The sequence below is a fragment of the Alteromonas sp. ABH4_454 genome (genome assembly GCF_056311775.1).
This window is the reverse complement of sequence record NZ_CM149972.1, coordinates 3245716-3263936: the sequence shown is the minus strand read 5'-3', so window position 1 is coordinate 3263936 and position 18221 is coordinate 3245716. Positions and strand designations below refer to the sequence as shown.

Genomic DNA, 18221 nt, shown 5'->3' with positions numbered 1-18221 from the left:
CCCTTCAACGTAGCGAAATCATTCCCGAGGCTATTTCTTATTAAAGACTTAGCTTAAACAACAGCCGTCGGTTAACTCATAACCAATGAGTGCTTAAATAATCAACGAAAACCTGATAATTATCAATCTTACTTTGTATTCTTTTAAGAATTTTCTATATTAGGGCTTCAGATTTTTGCGTATATATTAAAAACAATAATCAGACACAAAATTTAACAATCTTAACTGAGCATACAAAACGCAAAATCAGTACACTAGTGTTGAAACAATAATAATAGAATTTAGTGGGTAATCAGGTGGTAAGTGATTAGCGCAGTAGTTTACTGTTGAAGCTTCACTAACTCGGATGCCTTCTCTTCCAGGGATAGTAAATGAAAAACTCCATGTTAATGAAAAGTGGTCTTCCATTAGTCATCGTGCTAGTCGCCTTTATCGCCGCGACGGTTATGATCAAGTCACGTAAGCCGCCAGAGCAGGTGCCCGTGGAAATCCCCGCTTTTCTTGTTGATGCTAAGGAAGTAACAGCAGAACCCGTAAATTTTGTTGTTAAATCTCAAGGCAATGTGGTGCCACAAAATAAAACATCGTTAAGTGCACAGGTCAGTGGTCAGGTTATAAGCCTGTCGAAAGTTTTTGTTGCTGGTGGAACTTTTAAAAAAGGCGATGTACTTGCCACGTTAGAACAAGATGATTACCGCACAGACCTCAAACTAGCTGAAGCTGAATTAGCACAGGCGCAAGCGGCACTTCAAGAAGAAATAGCTCGCGGTAAAGTGGCCGAGCAAGAATGGCGTTCGGTAAGCAGCGTAGCGCCGCCCGAGTTAGGCTTAAGAAAGCCTCAATTGGCAAAAGAACAGGCTAATGTAAAAGCGGCAGAAGCTAAATTAGAGCGCGCTAAACGCAACCTAGCAAGAACCCAAATTACTGCGCCGTACAATGGAATTGTGGTTGAAAGAAATATAGACCTTGGTCAGTTTGTGGCGATGGGTTCTGTACTTGGCACCATTTACTCCACCGATACCGCTGAAGTTAGGTTACCTATTACCGACAGCGATTTGATGTTTATTAATATTGCGGGGCAGTCAAGCGATGGTGCGCCAGTATCCTTAACAGCCTCGGTTGGCGGTGTGAAAACTACGTGGGAAGGTTCGCTGGTGCGTTCAGAGGGCATCTTGGATACAGGTAGCAGAGTAGTGTACGCCATTGTCGAAGTGAAAGACCCTTATAACTTGAAGTCTTCACACAAAGCCCCACTGCGTTTTGGGCAATTTGTTGAAGCAGAAATTACCTCACGTCAAGACGAAGAACTTTTAGTATTACCTCGCAGCATTTTGCGTTTAGACAACACCGTGCTGACGGTGAACGACAATCGCGAAATTGAAATTAAACCCGTCGAAGTAGCCCGTACTACAGCAAAAGATGTTTTTATTCGCTCAGGTATTGCAGAAGGAAGTTTGGTGGTAACCAGTGCCGTGCCTAACCCTTACGACGGCATGAAAGTACGCCTGCCAGGTGACGAGCCGGTACTTGCTGACACAGCGGAAGCAGACACTACCGATAGCGCAGACATCGTGGAAAGCGAATCATCGGAAGGTGACAACTAATGAGTCGCATCGATACCAACAAAGGCTTAATTGCTTGGTTTGCGCGTAATAATGTAGCGGCAAACTTATTAATGATCTTGCTTATCGTTGGCGGGCTGTTCAGTGCGTTCAGTATACAAAAGCAGGTATTCCCAAGCTTTGAAATAGATGTTATCAGCGTCCGCGTACCTTATTTAGGTGCTGCACCTCAGGAAGTAGAAGAAGGTGTGCTTCTTAAAATTGAAGAGGCCATAAAAGATTTAGAAGGCATCAAACAGCTAAACTCAACGGCCGTAGAAGGCATGGGTACGGTAAGTATTCAAGTTGAGGAAGACTACGATGTTCAGTCTCTACTTGATGAAGTAAAGGTTCAAGTTGATGCCATTCCAAGTTTTCCTGCGGATACTGAAAAGCCCGTTATTTATCGTCAAAAAATTCAACAGGATGTGATATGGCTATCGGTTTACGGAGACGCATCTGAAAGAGAGTTAAAAGAGTTTGCTAAAGACTTACGCGACGACATTGCTAACTTGCCGGGTATATCAAGTGTTCAGGTTGTAGGTGCAAGAGATTATGAAATTTCTGTAGAACTTTCTGAAGTTGATTTGCAGAAGTATAACCTGACGTTTGCTGATGTAGTGGCGCGTTTAAGCCAAACCAGTGTTGACTTACCAGGTGGTTCAATCCGAACGGAAAATGGCGACATACTGCTAAGAACAAAAGGGCAGGCTTATACCGGTTGGGACTTCTCCCAGATAGTATTAGTTACAAATTCAAACGGTACCCGCGTTACTCTGGGTGATGTTGCCTATATCAACGATGGCTTTATTGAAAACAATCAATACGCGCTGTTTGATGATAAACCAGCGGTTAGCTTGCGCGTGCAGGCTGTAGGCGATCAAAATGCCCTAGAGATCTCTGAGCAGGTTAATAATTACGTTGACAGTAAAAAGTCTGAGTTTCCTGCGCATATTACTGCGGATACGTGGGGCGATAGCTCATTCTATCTAGCTGACCGACTTAACATGATGCTTGAGAACATGTTCTTCGGTGCGCTGCTGGTATTTTTAGTTCTTTCTTTGTTTTTGAAAATTAAACTCGCATTCTGGGTTATTGTTGGCTTGCCAGTCTGCTTCCTTGGCACCTTGCTTGTAATGCCGTTAGATATGGTTGGTGTTTCCATCAACATGCTGAGCCTGTTCGCATTCATTCTTGTACTAGGGATTGTGGTAGATGACGCAATTATCATGGGTGAATCAGCTTATTCAGAAATAGACAAAAAGGGGCACAGTGCTGATAACGTTATTGCGGGCGTTAAAAAAGTTGCTATGCCGGCAACTTTTGGTGTCTTAACCACCATTGCCGCTTTTTCACCCATGCTTATGGTATCTGGGCCGTTCGGCATAATTTGGAAAACCATCGGTATGGTGGTTATTGTTTGTCTTATTTTCTCGCTTATTGAATCGAAGTTAATCCTGCCGGCGCACTTAGTGCACATGAAGCTTAAGCCTTATGATCCGGAAAAAGCCAACGCGTTCCAAAAGTTCCGAGACTTCTTCAGTGAAGGAATAAAGACATTTATTAATAATAAGTACGCGCCGTTTTTAGCAAAAGCAATACGCAATCGCTATACAACAGTGGCCGTATTTTTGGCGATGCTGATCCTTACCGTGGGGCTATTCGGTGGTGGCATCGTGCGCTTTGTATTCTTCCCGAATATTCCAAGTGACTTCATGATGGCCAGCTTTGAATTAGAGCCCGGTTCGTCACTAGAGCAGCGAGACAAGGTACTCACTACACTTCGCGAAGCTATGCACCGCATGGATGACAAAGTCGCAGAAGAGTCGGGCGAAAATGTCATTAAGCACGCGATTGCTTTTGACAATGGTAACTTAGGTGGTGAAATATTTGCTGAGCTAACGAAAGGTGAAACCCGCACGCTTACAGACTTTGAGATTCAGGATATGTGGCGTCAAGAGGTCCCTGAAATTCCTGGCGTGAAGTCATTTAATATTAGCTCACCGGGTGGCCCTGGCGGCGGCGCTGACCTTAGCTTTGAATTTAGTTCCAGCGATATTCAAGCGTTGCGCGCTATTAGTGACGATATAAAAGAGGCTTTAGATAAATACGAAGGCGTTACCGATATTAACGATACCTTCTCTGGCGGTAGCGAAGAAATTCAGCTAGCGCTGAAACCTCAGGCCGATGCGTTAGGCATTTCACTTCGCGATTTAGGTCAGCAAGTTCGCTTTGGTTTTTACGGTGCAGAAGTGCAGCGTATTCAGCGCGACGATGAAGAAATAAAAGTTATGGTGCGCTACCCGAAAGCCGAACGCAGCTCTATAGAACACCTTGAAAATATGCGTATTCGTGCGCCAAATGGTCAAGAGATTCCATTCGAGCAGGTGGCTACATTCACCGTAGGGCAAGGGTTCGATTCAATCATTCGTGTAGATGGAAAACGTTCAGTCACCGTAACGGGTGTGGTGGATAAAGCATTGCTTGACCCATCAGAAGTGACTAACGATGTCATTGAAAACTTTATGCCAGACCTACTGGCCCGCTACCCAAATGTTGAGTTTCAGCTTCAAGGAAATTCAAAGGAGCAGGCTGATGCTATGTTTAGCCTAATGCAGGGGCTTTTGTTTGCACTGTTTGCTATTTATGCCTTACTAGCCATACCGCTTAAATCTTATAGCCAACCCTTGATTATCATGTCGGTGATCCCTTTTGGTATTGTTGGCGCCATAGTCGGACATTTGGTACTGGGCATGGCGGTTAGCGTTTTGTCTGTCTGCGGCATCATCGCCTTGTCAGGTGTTGTAGTGAACGATAGCTTGATTATGGTGGACTTTGTAAATCGCGCGCGTAAAGAAGGTATGTCGCTTATGGACGCGGCTATTAGCGCTGGTACACAGCGTTTTAGAGCTATCATATTGACATCATTAACAACCTTTATGGGTCTAATGCCGATAGTATTTGAACGCAGCCTACAGGCTCAGGTTGTTATTCCAATGGCGGTTTCTCTGGCCTTCGGTATTTTATTTGCCACAGTGATCACCTTGCTGCTTGTTCCTGCACTGTACTTAATTTTAAACGACATTAAAAATGTGTTTAAAGGTCGAAAACACGTAGAACTTACGACAGAAAGCTAAATAGATAATGCCGGGTAACACCGGCATTTTTCTTTTAAGGAATAAAACATGAAGAAAAAGCTAATATACGCTGCGGTGGTTGCAGCATCTGCAGGCTTAACTTTTGCCTGCACAAGTTCAAATACCCCTGAAACTAATTTGGCTGAAACTGAAACCCAAAGCCTTGCTATGCCGAAAGTTCTTGGCTATCCATCAACCAAAACCGTTGCGCAGCAAGATAATTATCACGGCACTATGGTAAGCGACCCCTATCGTTGGTTAGAAGACGAAAAGAGCGAAGAAGTTAAAGCTTGGGTCGATTCGCAAAACACTTTGGCTCGTCCTTATCTAGCGAATTTACCCTCTAGAGAGCTTTATAAAGAGCGTTTAACCGCGCTGTGGGATTATGAAAAGTATTCGACACCTTATATGGTGAACGGCAAGTTGTTTTATTCTTATAACGACGGCCTACAAAATCAGTATGTACTTTATATGGCCGACGGCGTGAATGGTGAACCTGAAGTACTTATCGATCCGAATACACTGAGTGACGACGGCACCGTGTCAATGGCGTCGACTGAACTCAGCCCTAAAGCGTCTTATCTTGCCTATATGCTGTCAGACGGCGGCACCGACTGGAAGACCATTCACGTTCGTAACACCAACAATAAAAAAGACTTAACCGATACCATTGAAGGCATTAAGTTTTCAAATATTGCATGGCTTCCCGATGAAAGTGGTTTTTTCTATTCTCGTTATCCAAAAAATGAGGCGGGTAAATACGATGATAGCAAAACTGTATCTATCTATTTTCACGCGTTAGGTACAGAGCAAAGTGCAGATAAAAAGATCTTTGCATTTGAAAATAAACCCACTTGGAACCCGTACCCATCAGTTGTGCAAGACGGAAATACTTTGCTTATATCCGTTTTCGAGGGGTACCAGGCTAACGGTGTCTACGCTAAATCTCTTGAAAAAGAAAACAGTGAGCTTGTTGCCGTTTTCGACCAATGGGATGGGCGATACGATCTAATTGGCGAACACAAAGATGCGCTATTTTTTAAGTCTACTGCAGGCGCGCCAACAGGTAAGGTTATTAAGGTTGATTTCGATGGTGGCGTTAAAGCAACGGAAACCGTAATTGAAAGTACACCTGATACCTTGTCCAGCGTGTCACTTTTAGGTGAAAAGCTTTTTGCTCAGTATCTAAAAGACGTTAAAGGGCAGGTGAGTGTATTTGATTTAAGCGGCAAAAAAGTCGATGAGATTGCGTTTTCCGATATCGGGAGCGTGAGCGGTTTCTATGGCGGTAAAAATGCAGGTACCACTTTTTATAAACTTACTGGGTTTACTAACCCAGGTCAGGTCTATGCCTATGACGTTGAAAGTGGTGAGTCATCGCTATTTAAAACCATTGATACAGGTATTAATTATGATGACTACGAAACCAAGCAGGTGTTTTATACCAGTAAAGATGGCACTAAAGTTCCCATGTTTATTGTGCACAAGAAAGGCTTGAAGCTAGACGGAAACAACAAAACCCTATTGTACGGTTATGGTGGTTTTAATATCTCACTGCTTCCACGGTATTCAGTGTCACGCATGGTTTGGGTAGAGCAGGGCAACGTGCTGGCTATCGCAAACTTACGAGGTGGTGGTGAATATGGACAGCAGTGGCACAAGGCTGGTACTAAGCTTAACAAGCAAAACGTTTTTGATGACTTTATTGCGGCAGGTGAGTATTTAGTTGAAAGTGGCTATGCCAACCCAGACAAAATGGGTATTCAAGGTGGATCTAACGGCGGGTTACTTGTGGGCGCAACACTAACCCAGCGACCTGACCTCTTTTCTGCAGCACTACCAGCAGTGGGCGTGTTAGATATGCTTCGCTACCACACGCCAAGTGCAAATGCGCGAGCATGGTCTTCTGATTACGGGTTAAGTGAAAACAAAGACGAATTTGAAGCGCTTTATGCTTATTCGCCACTTCACAATACTCAACCTGGCACGTGCTATCCGGCCACATTGGTAACAACAGGTGATCACGACGACAGAGTAGTACCGTGGCATAGCTATAAGTTCGCGGCGCAATTACAGGCAGATCAAGGGTGTGATAACCCAGTACTGCTTCGTGTAGAAACTCGCGCGGGTCACGGCGCAGGCACGCCTACGTGGATGAGAATTGAGGGGTATGCAGACCAGTGGGCGTTTTTAGAATCCGCTCTTAATTAACTTCTCATTATTTCGAAAGAAAACAAGCCGCTGTAAAAAGCGGCTTTTTTGTTTGCATTTTAAACAAATGACCATATACTGTATAAATATCAGTATGGTTTATTTTGAGTCTTATTCGGTTGGGCTACTTCGAACAACCTTTAGGAGAGAATTATGCAAACAGGCATTAAAGCGATTGATCAGCTTATTTCAAAACACGGCATTTTGGCTGAATTCGGTTCAGACACGTTTCAACGCCGTACTCGCCTTACAGGGGGCGATGAGCGCGCAAACGCACTGCCTTTTTGTATGTATCAAAAAGTTGCACACGCCCCTTTATCAAAGCAATTTACCGTGCACCATTTTTATATGCCGAGTAACAAAGGGAAGTTAGCAAGCTTTCTGTTTGATGAAAAAGGGCAATTGATAGAGCAAGTCTACTATCAAAAAGTCGCGCGCTGGGTGCAGGTGTGTAGAAAGCTACAGCAGTTAGTGCAAATGCCTACGTCTGATGTTCATATGGCGGCGTAAAAGACATAAAAAAGCGGTGCCGTTTTTCAACGCCACCGCTTTTGATAATCCAAATAGCTACGATAAATGAAAGTAGCTACTTATCTTTGCTTAATAGTAAGTGTACTTGAACTCAACACCCCAAACGCGCGGCTCATTTACGATACCTGTAAGGTTGTTGAAGTCGATTGCACCTTTAACATTGTCTTCGTCAGTAATGTTACGACCAAATAGCGCTACAGTGTAATTGTGCGCAAAGTTTTCGTAACCAATACGTAGACCGCCTTCAAAGTTGTCGTCAGTAGTGAACTCAACCGCTTCGTATAGGAAGATGTTGGTTTCACCTTGGAACGCCCAATCAGTAAATACGAAGAACTCGCCATCATCACCCATAGGGATGGTGTAACGTGCAGTGAAGTTAAAGATAGACTCTGGCGCCTGAGGGAATGGGTTGCCGTCTATAGAGGCTACAAAACCGTCTGGACGAGGGTCAGTTACTGTACAGTTACCGGTAAAATCAGAAGCCGCACTTGTTCCACACGGTGAAACAGTCAGTGAGTCATCTTTAATTTCAGTGTGGTTATAGCTGTAACCCGCTGTAAACGTAAGCTCATCAGTCGCTAGCCACTGTGCGTCTACTTCAAAACCGTATGCTTCGCCTTTGTCTGCGTTTACAAGGGCAGTAAAGTTGTTGCCACCACCAATTGCTGAGAACTGCATGTCATCTACCGTGTAGTAGAATGCTGCAGCGTTTAGGCGTAGTGAATCATCGAACAAGTCCGACTTAATACCAAGTTCAAAAGAGTTGATGGTTTCAGCGTCTGCTACGGAAGGCGAGCCTTCAAATGCAACGTCACGACCTTGAATTGTTTGAGCACGGAAGCCGTTAGCATAGCGAGCAAAAACAGACATATCATCAGTAACGCGATAGTTTGCGCTTAGTTCAAAGCTAGTTTGACCGTCATCTACGTCAATGTCTTCATAGTCTTGAACCTGAGCTGCGCCAATTACTAACGCAAAGCCGTCAACGTTTTGATCACCAACCACTAGGCTCTTAGAGTCATGTGTATAGCGTATCCCGCCCGTTACATTAAGCTTCTCATTTACTTGATAAGACGTTTGGCCAAATACTGCCCATGTTTGGTTTTCATGGAATACTGTTGTTGCACCAAAGAAACCATCAATACTGGTAACGTTAAACGATGCATCGTAGTAGAAAGCACCTAGCTGCCAGTTCAAGGCATCGCGCGTGTTGCTTGAAAATCTAAATTCTTGGGTGTACTGCTCTAGATCGTCTAGGTTATCTTGCGTTACCGCAGAGAAAGGAATAAACCCAGGGCCTGAAGTGCCGTCAGCACGGTTAAAGCCACCATCAACATCACCTAGGCTTGAACCCTCAGCAGTCTCAATCGCTGAGATTGACGTGAAGGTAACCTCATCCATGTCGTACTCTAGTTTAAGTGAAGCACCAAAACCGTCGTATTCTTGTGGGTTGTTATCAATACCATCGCCTTCTAGATCACCATCGTAGTATACGGTTTCGCGATCATAGTTTTCGTTTAGCTCGTTGCTACCTTTGGTAAATACATTAGCGCGAAAAATAGAGGCTGTGCCTTCAAGCTCACGACCGTGTACATTTAGAAGGGCAGAGAAGTCAGCTGATGGTTCCCAAAGAAGCTGTAGACGATAAGCTTTTTCGTCGTAGCCACCGATTGCATCGTTTTCGCCTGTAAAGGCATTATCAATGTAGTCGTCGCGTTCTTGTGATAGCAATGATAAACGCGCAGAAAGCTCGTCAGTAAGACCACCGCTAATTGCGCCTTCAAAATTCATAGTACCGTAAGAGCCAAAGCCAGCTTTCGCGTAACCTTCTACATCTTGTGTAGGCTTTACTGTATCAAATTTAATGATACCTGCTGTGGTGTTTCGACCGAAAAGAGTACCTTGTGGGCCACGAAGTACTTCAACTTGCTGAACGTCGAAAAGCGGGAAGCTTTTAAGTACCACGTTTTCCATTACCACTTCGTCCATGATAATAGAAACAGGTTGTGATGCAGCAAGATCAAAATCGGTATTACCTAAACCACGAATGTAGAAGCGTGGTGCAACGCGTCCGTTTGAAGACTCGGCATAAAGGCCTGGAACGCGAACCGCTAAAGCAAGAATATCTTCACCGCCTGAGAAAAGGCTTTCGAATTTTTCACCGCTTAATGTCGCAACAGAAATAGGTACTTCCTGTATTGATTGAGTACGCTTTTGCGCAGTTACGGTAATCTGTTCAAGTGAGGCTTCTTTTTTTTCTGTCGATGCGGCCTCTTGTGCAAGAACTGAAGAGCTGAACGCAGCACTAACGGCTAACGCTAGCGTGGCGATTTTGTGTGTTCTCATGTTTCCACCAAGATGATTTATAAATTATACTTTTGTAGTGTTTTTAGCACAAAAATTAACAATCTATGCTTGGCGTTGCATTTTACACAAACTTTTAAATAAAAACTTCATATTTGTGCAAAAAAAGGTGTGAGTTAGTCGAAAGTGCACAATATTAGGTACTGCTAATGTGGCCTAAAAAGTGTGATGCACGGTCTTAGAGCAATCATTAGGGAAAATGACATTCTTTGGTGCTTGTTTGCAAAGCGATTTAGGCGTCCTCACGCGCGCTTGAACTTTGTTCGATATTGAGAAGGCGACAGCCCCGTATTCTTTTTAAACAACCGAGAGAAAGAACTCAGGTCTTCATAGCCTACCGAATTGATCAATTGCTCTAGCGGCATGCTGGATGTCTCGAGTAGTTTCCTTGCATGTTCAATTCGCAGCGATTGTAAATACTGGCCGGGCGTGGTATCGCAAGCACTTTTGAAACGTCGTATCAATGTACGTTCTGTCATATTGTGCCGCACTGCTAAATCATGAAGCGTACATTTGCTTTGTAAGTTTCGTTCCAAAAAAGATTGGACCGCTTTAATCACTTTGTCGGTGTGGAATCGTCGTTGACGACTACTTGCATAAACCGTTTGGCTGGTTCTGGACACATCCAACACATGAGACTTTGCAGTATCGCTGGCAATTTGGTGACCACAGTAACGCTCTATTAAAAGGATGGACAGGTCAATCCATGCCATACCGCCGCCCGCGCAATAGACTGTGTCGTCCTCTGTCACCATTTTCTCTGGCTGCAGGTTTACGCTCGGAAACATGGTTTCGAATTTATCGGCGTAACCCCAGTGAGTCGTAGCGGTTTTATCGTTAAGTAAACCCGTCTGCGCTAATAAAAAATTACCCGTGCAATTAGCTGCTATATCCGCTCCCATTTTTTGAAGGCGCTTTATATGAACCAGCAGCGGTTGTGTATCATTCAGTACCTCATCAATATCGCCACCGATAGTTGGAATAAGCAAAACATCGGTGTGAGAAACATCTTCAATAGCAATATTCGGCTGTAGCACAACTTGATTGGAGCAAAGAATAGATTGCCCGTGATGACTCGCCAGTTGAACTTTAAATTGTGGTGCAGTGGGCAAATTGTGAATTCGCTGCCAGCTAATACCAGCAAACGCAAATACATCAAGTGCGCCTGTAATGGCAGATGCCAAGGCTTGATCGAAACCGAGAACGGTAACAGTAAATTTAGCGCTATTCATAAAAATAATTAAATTTATAAAACAAAATAAAACACAGTGATTGTTGGCGGTATTGGCCATTATTGTGTCATAAATGACAATAATGACATGATAACGAATATGACACAATGCGTTAACAAATATTCGTAGAGGACAGAACAACATGGCCGACCAACTTATTCCACGCCGTGAAATGCAATTTCAGCTGTACGAGGTATTGAACACAGCAGTACTGTGCGAAAAGCCACGTTTTGAAGAACACAATGTTGAAACCTTTAACGCCGTTATAGATATGGCAGAAAAGATGGCAGAAGAACTGTTTCTTCCTCATAACGCAGTAGCTGACAAAAATGAGCCTACGTTTGATGGCACCAAAGTATCTATGATCGACGAAGTGAAAGTCGCTTTCGATACATACAGGGAATCAGGCTTTATTGCGGGTCATTTCGACTTTGAAGATGGTGGCATGCAGCTTCCCGTCACCGTAATGAATGCCTGTGCGGGCTACTTTTTAGCGGCAAATCCGTCGTCTACCGCATATCCTTTTTTAACAGCAGTTGCCGCCAATGTAATTAAACACTTTGCCTCAGACGATATCAAAAGCGCTTTTCTATCAAAAATGCTAGCAGGTGACTTCACTGGAACAATGGCGCTTACCGAGCCTCATGCGGGCTCGTCACTTGCTGATATTCGAACCTCTGCGAAGCCACAAGATGATGGTACGTACCGCATCAAAGGTAGCAAAATTTATATCTCTGGCGGTGAACATGAGCTTTCCGATAATATAGTTCATTTGGTACTAGCAAAAATTCCTGGCGGTCCGGCTGGTGTTAAAGGCATTTCACTATTTGCCGTACCTAAGTACCGACTTGATGCTGACGGTAACCCAGATGTACGCAATGATGTAACTCTTGCCGGCCTTATTCATAAAATGGGCTATAGAGGTACCACTTCAACTGCATTGACCTTTGGTGAAAATGGCGATTGCCACGGCTACCTAATCGGAGAAGCCCATCAAGGTTTGCGCTATATGTTCATGATGATGAACGAAGCGCGCATTGGTGTGGGCTACGGTGCGGCAATGATTGGGTATCGCGGTTATCGCTATTCACTAGAATATGCTAAAGACCGCACACAAGGGCGCGCAGCGCCAAATTTAGCTCCTGAAGACGAACCAACGCCTATTATTAATCACGGTGATGTTCGCCGTATGCTGCTAGCGCAGAAAGCGTATTGTGAAGGCGGTATGTCCCTTTGCTTATACGGCAGCATGTTGATTGATGAAATGGAAACCGAAGCAGACAGTGAAAAGCGCACTGAGCTTTCTCAGCTCCTTGACCTTTTAACCCCTGTATTTAAGGCGTGGCCGTCAGAGTTTGGCCCTAAAGCTAACGACTTGGCGATTCAGATTTTAGGCGGCGCTGGCTACACCCGCGAATACCCGGTTGAGCAATGCTGGCGCGATAACCGCCTAAACCCAATTCACGAAGGCACCAACGGTATTCAGGCGTTAGACCTGCTAGGAAGAAAATTGTGGCAGCACGATGGTAAAGGTTTGCAAGTTTTACTAGCGCGAGTAACAAGCGACATGAAGCGTGCAGAAACGCCGAGAGCACAGGCGCTGGCAGCAAAATTAAAACCTTATTTAGACCAGCTTGGCGCACTTATACAACAAGCTGCTGCAGATTTGCGTTCTGACAAACAGTCTGTGTTGTTAACCAACGCAAGCTGCTTCTTAAACATATTTTCAAGCTGTGTAGTGAGTTGGATATGGCTGCGCCAAGCTAATGTTGCCGAACAAGCGTTAAGTAATGGTGCAGGGGATCAGGATGTTGACTTCTACGAAGGAAAACTTGCCGCAGCAGAGTATTTTTTAAATTGGGAACTACCGCTAGTAAGCCGCGATATAGAAGTACTGACGTCACGAGAAGCATCTTGCAACAACGTTAAGGCAAGCTATTTCTAAATTTATATCATTACTATGTGCGCTTAAGACATTGCAGAAGAAGATGCAGCGCACATAAATTAAACTGGAGTACAGCTAATGAATGTAGCTGCAAATGTTGAAGGTAAACATATTCTTATTACTGGTGGTGGCTCGGGGATCGGTGCCGCGTCAGCTCGCGTTTTAAGTGCACGTGGTGCAATAGTAGGTATTGCCGATCTAAACGAAGAGAACGCCAAAACACTGGCTGAAGAAATTATTGCATCAGGTGGTAAAGCCTATGCAGTGGCGGTTGATGTTACCGACCCTGCTCAGGTCAAGGCGATGTTCGAAACGGCCCTTTCTCATCTTGAAAAGATAGATGTGATCATAAACAACGCGGGTATCGACCATTTTCCTGCGCCTCTTACCGAAGTCGACGACGCGATGTTTATGAAAAACATTCAGGTTAACTTGGCAGGCGTTTGGTATTGCATGAAAAACGCGCTGAAGCATATGACCACTACAGGTGGCGGTCATATAATCAATATCGCTTCTGTAGCAGGGCTACGCTCAGCGCCCATGATAAGTGCTTATAGTGCGTCTAAACACGGGGTAATAGGGCTGACTAAATCGGCAGCGGTGGAATACGCGCGAGCGAATATTCGTATCAACGCGGTATGCCCGAGTTTTGTTGATACGCCTATGGTTCAAGGCGTGCTATCTAAATTAGATGAACGCGGTCAAAAAGGGTTAATTGCAGCCAACCCAATGAAACGCTTGGGTAAGCCTGAAGAAATTGCAAATGCTATTGCATGGCTGTGTAGTGATGAATCGTCATTTATGACGGGGCAGTCTGTGGTACTTGACGGCGGTATGTTGGCATAAGAGTCAAGTGTGGCGAAGATAAAACGATAAGCTTTTGGGGAGCGTATTTTTAAAGCCTTTAAAAGACTTATTACACGACAAATGCAGCTATCGTAGATAGGACACTGTGCTACGTAGTTTGCGTAAAAACAGCAAGAGAAGGAATGTTTAATGAACAACCTATTTGATTTAACAGGAAAAGTTGCACTAGTAACTGGTGCTAGCCGCGGTATCGGCGAATCTATTGCTCGGTTGCTGGCTCAGTATGGTGCTCACGTTATTGTATCAAGCCGCAAAATTGACGGCTGTGAAGCGGTTGCATCTTCAATTCGCGACGCAGGTGGAAAAGCAACGGCGCTGGCGTGCCACGTAGGTGAAATGGAGCAAATTACCGAAACCTTCAATGTCATCAAACGTGATTTCGGTAAGCTGGATATTCTTGTAAATAACGCGGCGGCAAATCCTTATTTTGGTCATATTTTAGATACAGATTTAGGCGCTTATAACAAGACTGTAGACGTGAATATTCGTGGCTACTTCTTCATGTCGATTGAAGCAGGCAAAATGATGAAAGAGCAGGGCGGTGGCGTCATACTCAATACCGCTTCAGTAAACGGCGTAACACCGGGCGACATGCAAGGTATTTACTCTATTACCAAAGCAGCCGTTATTAGTATGACTAAGTCATTCGCTAAAGAGTGCGGTAGCTTAAACATTCGCGTAAACGCATTACTGCCAGGTTTGACCGACACCAAGTTTGCGTCAGCGTTAACAACCAACGAGCAAATCTTGAAGCACGCGCTGAAAGTTATTCCGCTAGGCCGCGTAGCCGACCCAGACGAAATGGCCGGCACAGTACTATACTTAGTTTCAGATGCATCAAGCTACACCACAGGCACGACAGTGGTAGTAGATGGTGGTATGCTAGCGTAATTAGTTTCAATTACGAGATACGACCATGCATATATGGGTTGACGCCGACGCGTGCCCTGCGGTTATCAAAGACATTCTTTTTAAGGCAGCTAGACGTACCAAGCTGCCTTTGTCTTTGGTGGCTAATCATTTTATGTCTGTCCCACCAGACAAACACATCACCTTAACGCAAGTGCCTTCTGGCTTTGATGCTGCTGACGATTACATTGTAGAGAAGTGTGAAGCGGGTGATTTGGTAATAACCAACGACATCCCATTGGCTGCTGATGTTCTGGCAAAAAACGCGTTCGCATTAAACAACCGCGGTGAGGAATACGACAAGTCGTCTATCAAGCAGATTTTAGGTATGCGAGACTTCATGGACACCATGCGTTCAAGTGGCGAACACACAGGCGGTCCAAAGGCGTTCTCCCAGCGCGACAAACAAAACTTTGCCAATGCGCTAGACCGCCTCTTAACCCAAGGCCTCCGCAACCTCAAATAAAATATTGGGGTCAGAGTCGGGACTCTGACCCTACTATTGGCGCTGTCGCTATTTTACGATGGTCATTTCTTCGATGAGGTTTGTTGCACCGTCAACATAAAATATGGGGTCAGCGTACTTTGTATACTGAAAAAAGTATTCTGACCCCATTAGCTTTAGCAGTCGCCGCCGCCGGCATCACTGCCGCAAGATGAGTTTGAATTTGAACTGATACTTGGCGTGTAAATGGCAGCGCTACTGTCTCCGTGGGAACTGGACTTGCTGGCGCCAGTCTTTTTGGCAAACGATACTAAAAATACCAATGCACACAGAGCAATAATAGCGATAGATGCTTTCCACTCGTCGGTTATTAAGCCGCTATAGCATGCATATGCAGCCACGGCGATACTCACAAGTCTTACTAGTATTCTCATAACGTTCTCCATTGCATCGTAAAGTAGTAGGGTCAGAGTCGCGACTCTGACCCCACCATTGGCGCAGTCGTTATTTTACGATGGTCATTTCTTCGATGAGGTTTGTAGCACCGTCAACGTATTCCATTACCCATAGCATGTAGCGGCTATCCACATGGATGGTACGGGTTGTTTTCGGGTCAAAGTCCCAATCTGAATTAACGCTTTCAAATGTACCGTCAAACAGCAACCCGATTAGTTCTGCTTTTGCGTTAAGCGTTGCTGAACCCGAATTACCGCCTGTAGAATCTAAATCCGTTAGGAAATTAACCGGTACGCTATTGATGTCTTCAAGTTTGTACGGACCGTACTGCTTGTCTTCAATAAGCTCTAGCTGCTTTTTCGGTGAATCAAACGGTGTTTCGCCGGTATCTTTTTCCGTAATGCCTTCAAGACGAGTGAAGGGTTCGTAGATAAGGCCATCTTTTGGCGAACCGCCCATCACATTACCGTAAGTCACACGAAGCGTGCTGTTTGCATCTGGGTAAGCAAGGCTGCCTAAAGATTTTTGCCACTCGATAATCGCACTCATGTATTTAGGACGAAGTGCAGCAGCTTTACCGCTTAGCGTTTTGCTTTCATCTTCGATTGCCATTTCGGTATCGAAAAGTGCAACTGCCAGCTTAATGAATGGGTCATTGCTGTTTTCAAAATCAGCACGGCTTGCGGTTAACCATTTTAAACGCTCCTCAGTGCTGGTAAGTGAAGTATTGTCGTAAAACGCTTTTAACTTCTTCTGAAGCGTTTTTCCGTCAGTATCACCATCAATGCCTACTGCTTTATCGAAAGCCGCAACGCGGTTTTCTTCAGGCTGCTCTAGGTACATGCTGATCATCTTTTGCCACACAGCTTGATCAACAACCGCATCAAAACGGCGCTCAATGCGTTCTACGCCTTCTTTAATGCGTATTTGATCACGCTCTTGATACCCACGCTCACGCTCGGCATCTGGCTTTTCTCTCTCAATAGCATTGCGATAGAGGTTTTGGGCAGAGGATAAAAGCTGTGCGCGACTTAGGTTGTTGTACCAGAAGTTTTGCTTGTTCATTTGCATTTGTTCAGCGCTAACCGCGTCAAGAGCAGCCAATGCTTGCTTCATTTCACTCTTACCGTTTTTATCAAGCCATGTTGCCAGCTGCTCTTCACGCTCTGCGCGACGGGGAACGAGTCCAACACGTTTGGCGCCAGAAAGCTGCCCCAAGGTGTTTTTGTGAAAGTTGTTTAAGCCCGCTAGCGTTGCTTCATACTTAATGCGTGCATCACTGCCTTCTTCAGACGCATTTTCAATGGTTTTAATCCACGCATCCACTAGCTCAAGGTAGGTTGGATATAGCCAATCAAATGTGTAAGAGACTTGCGATAAACGGGCATAACGATTGGTTGAGCCCGGGTAACCCGCCGCCATTACAAAGTCGCCGTCTTCAAGGCCAGCAGCTGAAACTTTTAAGAAATGGTCTGGTTTAAATGGTACGTTGTCTTCACTGTAATCAGCTGGTTTGCCGTCTTTACCCACATAAGCACGATAGAAAGAAAAATCACCAGTGTGACGAGGCCACATCCAGTTATCTACATCACCGCCGTATTTACCGATGGAGTCAGCAGGCGCATAGGCAATACGCACGTCACGGATTTCCATTTGTTTAATAAGCTTATACTCAAGGCCTTGGAAAAACGAAGGAACAGAGCAGCGGAATCCTGCTTCAGACTCACATTCTGCAATGAGTGCTTTACGATTAGCTTCGATAAGGTCGTAGCGTTCACGCCCTTGAACATCATCACCGATACCGCCAATAACTTTGTCGGTTACGTCAGAAAAATCGACCGTAACGAACATGCGTGTACCCGGTGCTGCGGGTAGTTCATCACCAATTTCCTTCGCTAAAAAGCCGTCTTTTAAGTAGTTGTTTTCTGGGGTGCTGTTGTATTGCACTGAACCGCGTGCGCAGTGATGATTGGTTACTGCTAAGCCTTTGTCAGACACAAAGGATGCTGAACACCCACCAAGTGATACAATTGCACCCATAGGAAAGGCGGTTAAATCGTTAATGCTGCTGGCAGGAATTGCCAAACCGGTTTCTTTTAAGTCTCCTGCAATTGAGGGGAGCTGTTCTGGGGTGAACATGCCTTCCTTAGCATCTACCTGCATAGCACTGCCTAGCAATGCGGCAGAAATACAAAATACACTTACTTTAGACATCAGTGATCCTTGTTCTTGTCGTTAATCTCATTGTGATACGTCAGTATTAATAAATACAAAGTTAACGTCTACGTTAACATCGTTATAGTGTAACGATATTGTTATGTATGCCCCATAAAAAAGTATATAAAGCACAAGGTAAATTTGTTAGGAAGTGTGACTAACTGCAATTGAAAGCATGTATGAATACACTTGTCGCACAAGAAGCAAGGGCGAAAGGAGAAGGGAAAGGCGAATAATTCGAACGAAAACAAAAAAGGCAGAGTATCAAACTCTGCCTTTTGAAATTTTGAAACCGCTAGTTTTCAG

At 44.6% G+C, this 18221-nt stretch carries 12 protein-coding genes; 8 read left to right on the top strand and 4 right to left on the bottom strand.

The genetic code is table 11. The features are described 5' to 3' along the window. The first annotated feature begins 371 nt into the window (after positions 1-371). The 4 genes from ACYX4W_RS14310 to ACYX4W_RS14295 all read left to right on the top strand — a co-directional run bounded on the left by ACYX4W_RS14310 (position 372) and on the right by ACYX4W_RS14295 (position 7459). The gene (locus tag ACYX4W_RS14310; protein ID WP_474806398.1) at positions 372-1604 is read left to right on the top strand and encodes an efflux RND transporter periplasmic adaptor subunit; all 1233 of its coding nucleotides are present in this window, start codon (positions 372-374) and stop codon (positions 1602-1604) included. Further along, a complete protein-coding gene (locus ACYX4W_RS14305) occupies positions 1604-4738 on the top strand; it encodes an efflux RND transporter permease subunit (RefSeq protein WP_476073615.1) in 3135 nt (1044 codons plus the stop codon). The genes ACYX4W_RS14310 and ACYX4W_RS14305 overlap by 1 nt, the downstream gene beginning before the upstream one ends. A 48-nt stretch (positions 4739-4786) precedes the next feature. After that, positions 4787-6949: a prolyl oligopeptidase family serine peptidase gene (locus ACYX4W_RS14300; protein WP_476073614.1), complete on the top strand. Its 2163-nt coding sequence runs from the start codon at positions 4787-4789 to the stop codon at positions 6947-6949. Positions 6950-7102: 153 nt separating this feature from the next. After that, positions 7103-7459, top strand: a complete 357-nt coding sequence (locus tag ACYX4W_RS14295) for a hypothetical protein (protein WP_476073613.1) — start codon at positions 7103-7105, stop codon at positions 7457-7459. 90 nt (positions 7460-7549) lie between these two features. Here ACYX4W_RS14295 and ACYX4W_RS14290 read toward each other — a convergent pair whose 3' ends face one another. Both ACYX4W_RS14290 and ACYX4W_RS14285 read right to left on the bottom strand, forming a co-directional pair. Then, positions 7550-9826 (bottom strand): TonB-dependent receptor, encoded by a 2277-nt coding sequence (locus ACYX4W_RS14290; protein WP_476073612.1) that lies wholly within the window; start codon positions 9824-9826, stop codon positions 7550-7552. Positions 9827-10086: 260 nt separating this feature from the next. Further along, a complete protein-coding gene (locus ACYX4W_RS14285) occupies positions 10087-11076 on the bottom strand; it encodes a GlxA family transcriptional regulator (protein WP_476073611.1) in 990 nt (329 codons plus the stop codon). Between the two features lie 142 nt (positions 11077-11218). Between ACYX4W_RS14285 and ACYX4W_RS14280 the strand changes: the two genes are divergently transcribed. From ACYX4W_RS14280 to ACYX4W_RS14265, 4 genes are all read left to right on the top strand, one after another. Then, complete coding sequence (locus tag ACYX4W_RS14280; protein WP_476073610.1) at positions 11219-13021, top strand: acyl-CoA dehydrogenase; 1803 nt, start codon at positions 11219-11221, stop codon at positions 13019-13021. A gap of 78 nt (positions 13022-13099) precedes the next feature. Beyond that, entirely contained in the window at positions 13100-13867 is a 768-nt protein-coding gene (locus tag ACYX4W_RS14275; RefSeq protein WP_476053968.1) for an SDR family NAD(P)-dependent oxidoreductase, read from the top strand. Between the two features lie 150 nt (positions 13868-14017). Continuing rightward, entirely contained in the window at positions 14018-14779 is a 762-nt protein-coding gene (locus tag ACYX4W_RS14270; RefSeq protein WP_474826012.1) for an SDR family oxidoreductase, read from the top strand. A 25-nt stretch (positions 14780-14804) separates the two neighbouring features. Beyond that, positions 14805-15263 carry a YaiI/YqxD family protein gene (locus tag ACYX4W_RS14265; protein WP_118494392.1) on the top strand — a complete coding sequence of 153 codons (459 nt, stop codon included), beginning with the start codon at positions 14805-14807 and terminating at the stop codon, positions 15261-15263. Between the two features lie 155 nt (positions 15264-15418). On the opposite strand, the gene ACYX4W_RS14260 is transcribed toward ACYX4W_RS14265, so the two are convergent. Together ACYX4W_RS14260 and ACYX4W_RS14255 are read right to left on the bottom strand one after the other, a co-directional pair. Beyond that, positions 15419-15676, bottom strand: coding sequence for a hypothetical protein (locus tag ACYX4W_RS14260; protein WP_476073609.1), 258 nt, complete (start codon positions 15674-15676; stop codon positions 15419-15421). 70 nt (positions 15677-15746) lie between these two features. Further along, entirely contained in the window at positions 15747-17912 is a 2166-nt protein-coding gene (locus ACYX4W_RS14255) for a S46 family peptidase (protein ID WP_476073608.1), read from the bottom strand. Positions 17913-18221 lie beyond the last annotated feature (309 nt).

Excerpts from the sequence above, each read along its gene's own strand:
- ACYX4W_RS14275 (WP_476053968.1), top strand. The coding sequence starts at position 13,100 with ATGAATGTAGCTGCAAATGTTGAAGGTAAACATATTCTTATTACTGGT.
- ACYX4W_RS14285 (WP_476073611.1), bottom strand. The coding sequence starts at position 11,076 with ATGAATAGCGCTAAATTTACTGTTACCGTTCTCGGTTTCGATCAAGCC.
- ACYX4W_RS14290 (WP_476073612.1), bottom strand. The coding sequence starts at position 9,826 with ATGAGAACACACAAAATCGCCACGCTAGCGTTAGCCGTTAGTGCTGCG.
- ACYX4W_RS14280 (WP_476073610.1), top strand. The coding sequence starts at position 11,219 with ATGGCCGACCAACTTATTCCACGCCGTGAAATGCAATTTCAGCTGTAC.
- ACYX4W_RS14255 (WP_476073608.1), bottom strand. The coding sequence starts at position 17,912 with ATGTCTAAAGTAAGTGTATTTTGTATTTCTGCCGCATTGCTAGGCAGT.
- ACYX4W_RS14260 (WP_476073609.1), bottom strand. The coding sequence starts at position 15,676 with ATGAGAATACTAGTAAGACTTGTGAGTATCGCCGTGGCTGCATATGCA.
- ACYX4W_RS14305 (WP_476073615.1), top strand. The coding sequence starts at position 1,604 with ATGAGTCGCATCGATACCAACAAAGGCTTAATTGCTTGGTTTGCGCGT.
- ACYX4W_RS14270 (WP_474826012.1), top strand. The coding sequence starts at position 14,018 with ATGAACAACCTATTTGATTTAACAGGAAAAGTTGCACTAGTAACTGGT.
- ACYX4W_RS14300 (WP_476073614.1), top strand. The coding sequence starts at position 4,787 with ATGAAGAAAAAGCTAATATACGCTGCGGTGGTTGCAGCATCTGCAGGC.
- ACYX4W_RS14310 (WP_474806398.1), top strand. The coding sequence starts at position 372 with ATGAAAAACTCCATGTTAATGAAAAGTGGTCTTCCATTAGTCATCGTG.
- ACYX4W_RS14265 (WP_118494392.1), top strand. The coding sequence starts at position 14,805 with ATGCATATATGGGTTGACGCCGACGCGTGCCCTGCGGTTATCAAAGAC.
- ACYX4W_RS14295 (WP_476073613.1), top strand. The coding sequence starts at position 7,103 with ATGCAAACAGGCATTAAAGCGATTGATCAGCTTATTTCAAAACACGGC.